We start from the raw sequence: 6,382 nt of genomic DNA, 5'->3' as shown, positions 1-6,382 counted from the left end.
GCTTCGGTGTTGAGGGTCTCAATATCTAAGGCAATATTATCAAAAACCGTATTCTCTTTACTAACCCATCCGAATTTGATGGCGTAATACATAAAGATATCATCGGCATCGGGGGAGTGGGCAATCACCATTTTTTTCACTTAAAATCCTATTCATAAAGACAAATCAATTAAATTTTAACCAAATAACGCTAAAATATCTCTATTCCAGAATGCGAATTATTAATATGTCAATTTGTCATATTTTTTAAATATATTTCAATTTGTCATATTATGACGTAATTTTAAAACATATTAGTCTCAGGAGAGCACAGCATGATGGATCCAAACAAACTTAAATCGCTTGAACTTGCGATGAAGCAAATCGACAAAACGTTCGGAAAAGGGACGTTGATGCGTCTTGGGGACAAAGAGATTGAACCTATTAATTCAATAAGTACAGGTTCTATTGGTCTGGACTTAGCCCTTGGAATCGGTGGAATCCCAGAAGGACGCGTTATTGAAATTTACGGACCTGAGAGTTCGGGAAAAACAACCCTCAGTCTTCAAATTACTGCCGAATGTCAAAAAAACGGTGGGATTTGTGCCTTTATCGATGCGGAACACGCCCTCGATATCGGATACGCTAAAAATCTTGGTGTAGATGTCGAAAATCTTCTTGTATCTCAACCCGATTACGGTGAGCAAGCACTCGATATCGTTGAAACGATTGTTCGTAGTGGAGCCGTTGATTTGATCGTTATCGACTCGGTTGCGGCGTTGACACCGAAAGTGGAGATCGAAGGGGAGATGAACGACCAACAAGTGGGGGTACAAGCCCGTTTGATGTCAAAAGCATTGCGTAAGCTCACCGGTATCATGCACAAAATGAACTGTACGATTATCTTTATCAATCAAATCCGTATGAAAATCGGTACGATGGGGTACGGTTCACCGGAGACGACTACCGGCGGAAATGCACTGAAATTTTATGCATCGGTACGTATCGATGTCCGTAAAATCGCTACACTCAAACAAGGTGAGAGCCAAATCGGGAACCGTGTCAAAGCAAAAGTAATCAAAAATAAAGTGGCACCACCGTTTCGTCAAGCAGAATTTGATATCATGTTCGGTGAGGGTATCTCTAAAGAGGGAGAACTGGTCGATTACGGTGTCAAGCTTGACATCATTGACAAAAGCGGTGCTTGGTTTAGTTTTGAAGATACAAAGCTCGGACAAGGGCGTGAAAACGTTAAGCAAAAGTTTAAAGATGAGCCGGAATTAGCTCGTAAAGTGGAAGAAAAAATTAAAGCGGCGATGGGTGTCAACGGCATCATCGCTATGGATGAATCTGATATAGGTGAGGTAGACGAATGATTTTTATTGATGAAGTAAGTGCAATCGAAGTGATGGATTCTCGCGGGAATCCAACCGTAAAAGCAACCGTACAGTTGAGTGATGGAACAAGAGAAAGTGCTATCGTCCCAAGTGGAGCAAGTACCGGCAAGCGTGAAGCGTTGGAGTTGCGTGACGGCGATGCTCGTTACATGGGTAAAGGTGTCCTTAAAGCGGTAGAAAACGTTAACACTCAAATCGCGGATGCGGTTATGGGTCTTAGTCCGTTTAACCAAGCGATGGTCGATGCAGTAATGAAAGAGATTGACGGAACCGAAAATTACGGTAATCTCGGTGCGAATGCTGTTTTGGGTGTTTCTATGGCAGTAGCGCGTGCGGCGGCGAAAAGCTTAGGCATTCCACTTTATCGTTATTTGGGTGGTGCGAATGCAATGGTTCTCCCTGTGCCGATGCTCAATATCATCAACGGCGGTAGCCATGCTGATAACAGCGTTGATTTCCAAGAGTATATGATTATGCCGATTGGTTTTAGTGATTTCGCCGAAGGGCTTCGTGCCTCTTCAGAGGTTTATCATAACCTAAAATCAATCCTCAAAAAGCGCGGTGCGAATACGGCACTCGGTGATGAGGGCGGATTTGCTCCTGATTTGAGTTCGAATGAAGAACCGATCCAAGTGATCATGGAAGCGATTGCGGCAGCAGGCTACAAAGCGGGAGAGCAGATCGCTATTGCTCTGGATGTTGCGGCATCTGAACTCGTAACTGAAGGTGGTTATCGTCTTGATTCTGAAAACAGAACTGTTAGCTCAGAAGAGTTAGTTAGTTATTATGCTGATCTTTGCTCTAAATATCCTATTGTCTCTATCGAAGACGGTTTGAGTGAAGATGACTGGGCAGGATGGAAAATCCTAACCGAGCGTTTAGGTTCTAAAATTCAACTCGTCGGAGATGATTTGTTCGTTACCAATGCAAACATCTTGGCAGAGGGGATTGAAAAAGAGATCGCCAATTCGATTTTGATCAAACCGAATCAAATCGGGTCGGTCTCTGAAACGATGTTGACCGTTCGCCTTGCACAACGAAACGGCTACAAATGTGTTATGTCTCACCGTTCAGGTGAGAGTGAAGATGCATTTATCGCTGATTTTGCGGTGGCACTCAACTGTGGTGAGATCAAAACCGGCTCAACCGCGCGCGGTGAGCGTACAGCTAAATACAACCGTTTGTTAGAGATTGAAACGGAAGTAATGTACGGCGAATATTTGGGGAGCGCGCTCTTTAACTAATGCATCACGATGATCAACAACTGCTGTCGCATGAGGAGGGAGAGAGTCTAAGTGAGCGTTATTTCGGCTTACCTACCCCTAAATTTTTCCTTGCAGCGGGTGTTGTTTTGGTTGTGGGTGTTTATATGGGGTTCATTTTCTTCGGTGATAACTCTTTGAGCGTCCTTCTTGATCTCGAAGAGCACCAAGATTATTTAAGTGGAGATATTGATCGGCTGAAAGCTGAAAATGCCTCTTTGCAAAAACAGTATTTTGAGCTTAAAGAGCTTGATGCTGACTCACAATAGTAATGGGAGATTTATGAAATACTCACTTTGCCTCTCTTTATTACTTCTTTCAACCCTTGTCGCACGAGAAAATCCTTTTTTCCCCACAGATGAATCCAAAAAAAAGAAAGTAACTTCTAATATTCCCGACGAGCGCCCTAAAATGGGTACGATCAACTATACTTTTCCTGATCAGTCACGTATTCTCAAAGAGGTGACCTTTACGATACAAAATTTGGATGGAAGCTTTGAAGAGAAAAAGGTGCTAGTTGATCAAAGCATTGATTGGCACCGTCCGATCACCATCTCGCAATCGGGTGCATCGGTACAGCCACAAACTTCAAAAAGCTCATCAGGGGCAAATTTCGGATTTATACAAATCACTACTCAAGGGAAAAATCTGATCGTTAAAACATCAGATCCCTTTTCTCGCCATTTTGTTCTTAGTAATCCTAACCGTATCATTCTTGATTTTAAACACAACGGCGTATTTAAGAGTGAACAGAAGACACTCAATGCGGCACCGTATATGAATGTATCGGTTGAAAATCATGGCGAATTTGCCCGTATGTCAATCACTTTGGATGGACGTTATACCTATTCGTTAAATAAATCGGGTGGATTGATCAGTATTACTTGTAATTGAGAAGTTCTGAAGTGTGAGGATTGATCTCTCTCCGAGTGGAGAGAGGATGCACTTAGGCTACGGCAGCCAATGCAGCGTCGTAGTTAGGCTCTTCTGTGATTTCAGGAACGATCTCTTTATAGGTAACAACACCCTCTTCGTTTACTGCGAAGATCGCGCGGCATGTTACACCTGCAAGAACAGAACCACCAAGCAATACACCGTATGCGTTTGCGAAGTCTTTGTTACGGAAATCTGAACATACTGTCAAATTATCGATACCTTCAGCTTGGCAAAAACGACCCGCTGCAAACGGAAGGTCAAGAGATACGATAGTCGTGATAACGTTAGTCAAACCAGCAGCTTTAGCGTTGAAGTTACGAGTTTCAGTTGCACATACACCCGTGTCCAATGATGGAACAACGATGATTAGTTGTTTTTTACCTTGAGCGCCGCCTACTGTTACATCACCCAAACCAGCTGAATTTACAACCGTTACTTCTGGAGCTTTATCACCTACATTTACAGTGTTTCCTAAAAGTTCTACGTCGGTACCTTTGAATTTTGTCGTTGCCATATTGGCTCCTTGTTTTTATGTTTTAATTTATGAGAGAAGTATATTTTAAATCGGATAATTTAAGTCTGAATTATGGAATAGATGTAATGCATTAAGCATTCCTAAAGTTTACAACGAGGATTGATCGTAATATCGGAACATGAGGCAAATGCATTTTCTGCGTATGCTTCGAGGGCGGCGCGTCCGATCATAGCGGCGTTATCAGAGCAGTACGTGAGTTCTGAGAGAAAAAGCTCAGCTTTGTGGGGTGCTAACAATTCCATAACACGTTCACGCAAATAGAGGTTGGCACTCGCTCCGCCGACGATGGCGAAACGCTTAGGCGGATGGGATTTAAAATACTTTTTGAGCTTTTGGATCAGGTGCTCGGTCGCCGTTTTTTGAAATGCGCTCGCGATGTCGGGATAAGCGGATGATTCGTTGGCTTCGACCGCTAGGCGAACCTGATTTTTAAGTCCCGAATAGCTAAATGCGATGAGGGGTGATTGCCACAGAGGGACGGTAAAGGCAAATTGGGTCGCATCGCCCTCACGGGAAAGTTGCTCGATCAACGGCCCTCCCGGATAACCTAAATGCATCATTTTAGCCACTTTATCGAAACTCTCTCCGTAGCTATCATCCATCGTGGTAGCAACCGTCTCCATCTCGTGATACGATTTGACTTCTATGAGTTGTGTGTGACCACCCGAAACGAGCAATACGGTTATAGGGAGAATTGCCTCTTTTTCGATGAAAAGAGAATAGATATGCCCTTTTAGGTGGTTGATCGGGAGGATCGGGATACCCAGAGAGATACTCAGCGCTTTTGCCATCGTAACACCCTCAATGAGAGTTACCCCTAGCCCCGGCTCATTCGTGACAGCAACGGCTTTGAGTTGATTGAACCACGGCTCACACTCAGCTAAAATCCTGGGAAGCGCTTCGGCATGGAGACGGCTGGCGAGTTCGGGAACAACACCACCATAGACGGAGTGTTCTAACTCTTGAGAAATCTTTTTGTGGTAGATGAGTTTTTTTGTCGCGATTTCGGTTATTGCTATAGAACTATCGTCGCACGAACTTTCGATACTGAGGATCATTGAATCACCCACTCTTTGACAAATGGCCATTCTCCGAATCCTGAGGCGGTATTAATGTGTCCACCCTCTTCGATGACTATCATCTCTACACCCAAAGCTTTTTGAAGTGCTGATGCCTCTTCTGTGCTCATATAGGGGTCATTCGTCGATGTGACTAGCAATACCTCTTCAGCAAAAAGATTTTTAGGAGCTTCGAGAGGAAAAAAGGTTTTAAGAGTCTCGATACTACATGTTAGATGAGGAGGGGCGACGAGCAATAGCCGTTTGATGGGGGATATTTCCCCCTCATTACAGAGATGAAACCACGCAATATTTGCCAATGAATGGCAGATGACGACATCGGGCCCAAAATCGGCAAGAATTGATTTGATCTGTTTCATCCACCGATTTTTACTCGGGAAATGGGGATTATCTAACAACGGGAATGCAACCGTGCCGTAATCTTTGGCGATTTCACCTGCAAGCCACGCTTGCCAGTGGGGATCATCGCTTCCACCCCAACCGTGTAGCATTAGCACTTTTAGCATGATAGTCCTCTGACAAACGCACGCACTTCAATGTCGAGGGCAAAAATAGCCTCTACCGATTCGGGAGCGGTGTGAAACGACTCATAAGCACGTAGGATCATCGTCGAAATGTCGATAAAACGGATCTCGCCGGCAACAAAACGTTCAATCGCTACTTCATTTGCCGCATTGACAATAACACCTCGTGCAGGATTAGCAAGTAGATCGTTTTTGATCTCCCAAATCGGGTAGCGCTCTTTCTCGATATCTCTAAATTCGAGGGCACCCACGCGGGTTAGATCGATTCGATCCACAATAGGAGTATCCACTTTTCCCATAAGGGCGTAAGCGATAGGGAGGCGCATATCGGCATGGGCGAAATGGGCAGTTGTAGAGCCGTCTTTGTAATCGATAAGGGCGTGGATAAGTGATTTGGTCTCGATAAGGGCATCGTATTCCCCCTCACCAAAAAGCCAGCGGGCTTCGAGGAGTTCAAAGAGCTTGTTCACCATCGAGGCACTGTCGATGGTGATCTTTTGCCCCATCGACCAGTTGGGGTGTTTGAGGGCATCGGTTAGGGTAGCGGAAGAGAGTTTTTCTAGTGGCCAATCCCGAAAGGCTCCCCCGCTTGCGGTGATCACCATGCGGCTGATCGGACGAGGGGTTTGGTTGAGATACCACAATCCGAAATGTTCGCTGTCAATCGGGA

Annotated in this window: 8 protein-coding genes and 1 pseudogene; 4 read left to right on the top strand and 5 right to left on the bottom strand. The window is 44.6% G+C overall.

Annotated elements, in window-relative coordinates; all coding sequences use genetic code 11:
- On the bottom strand, window positions 1-131 hold a 131-nt coding region (locus JZU62_RS00875), incomplete at its 3' end, for an MqnA/MqnD/SBP family protein (RefSeq protein ID WP_365956162.1).
- A 186-nt stretch (window positions 132-317) separates the two neighbouring features.
- Here JZU62_RS00875 and recA point away from each other — a divergent pair.
- From recA to JZU62_RS00855, 4 genes are read left to right on the top strand one after another with little or no spacing between them, the layout of a single operon-like run.
- Window positions 318-1,355 (top strand): recombinase RecA, encoded by a 1,038-nt coding sequence (recA, locus tag JZU62_RS00870; protein WP_295011028.1) that lies wholly within the window; start codon window positions 318-320, stop codon window positions 1,353-1,355.
- Window positions 1,352-2,620 carry a phosphopyruvate hydratase gene (gene eno / locus JZU62_RS00865; RefSeq protein WP_295011014.1) on the top strand — a complete coding sequence of 423 codons (1,269 nt, stop codon included), beginning with the start codon at window positions 1,352-1,354 and terminating at the stop codon, window positions 2,618-2,620. Before recA ends, eno begins: the two co-directional genes overlap by 4 nt.
- Complete coding sequence (locus JZU62_RS00860) at window positions 2,620-2,907, top strand: hypothetical protein (protein ID WP_295011012.1); 288 nt, start codon at window positions 2,620-2,622, stop codon at window positions 2,905-2,907. The genes eno and JZU62_RS00860 overlap by 1 nt, the downstream gene beginning before the upstream one ends.
- Before the next feature lie 13 nt (window positions 2,908-2,920).
- Window positions 2,921-3,532 (top strand): AMIN domain-containing protein, encoded by a 612-nt coding sequence (locus JZU62_RS00855; RefSeq protein ID WP_295011009.1) that lies wholly within the window; start codon window positions 2,921-2,923, stop codon window positions 3,530-3,532.
- A 52-nt stretch (window positions 3,533-3,584) separates the two neighbouring features.
- Here the strand turns inward: JZU62_RS00855 and tpx are convergent, their stop codons facing one another.
- The 4 genes and pseudogenes from tpx to JZU62_RS00835 form a co-directional block, all read right to left on the bottom strand.
- Complete coding sequence (tpx, locus tag JZU62_RS00850; RefSeq protein ID WP_295011007.1) at window positions 3,585-4,088, bottom strand: thiol peroxidase; 504 nt, start codon at window positions 4,086-4,088, stop codon at window positions 3,585-3,587.
- Window positions 4,089-4,189: 101 nt separating this feature from the next.
- Window positions 4,190-5,167, bottom strand: a complete 978-nt coding sequence (tsaD, locus tag JZU62_RS00845) for a tRNA (adenosine(37)-N6)-threonylcarbamoyltransferase complex transferase subunit TsaD (RefSeq protein WP_295011005.1) — start codon at window positions 5,165-5,167, stop codon at window positions 4,190-4,192.
- Entirely contained in the window at window positions 5,164-5,694 is a 531-nt protein-coding gene (locus JZU62_RS00840) for an alpha/beta hydrolase (RefSeq protein ID WP_295011002.1), read from the bottom strand. Before JZU62_RS00840 ends, tsaD begins: the two co-directional genes overlap by 4 nt.
- Window positions 5,688-6,382: pseudogene (locus tag JZU62_RS00835) on the bottom strand (1-deoxy-D-xylulose-5-phosphate reductoisomerase); the annotation flags it as partial. The gene JZU62_RS00840 and the pseudogene JZU62_RS00835, both read right to left, overlap by 7 nt.

This window comes from Sulfuricurvum sp. (assembly GCF_019163035.1).
Classification (GTDB): Bacteria; Campylobacterota; Campylobacteria; order Campylobacterales; family Sulfurimonadaceae; genus Sulfuricurvum.
The sequence above is the reverse complement of the archived record's forward strand: the minus strand, read 5'-3'. Positions and strand labels throughout refer to the sequence as shown.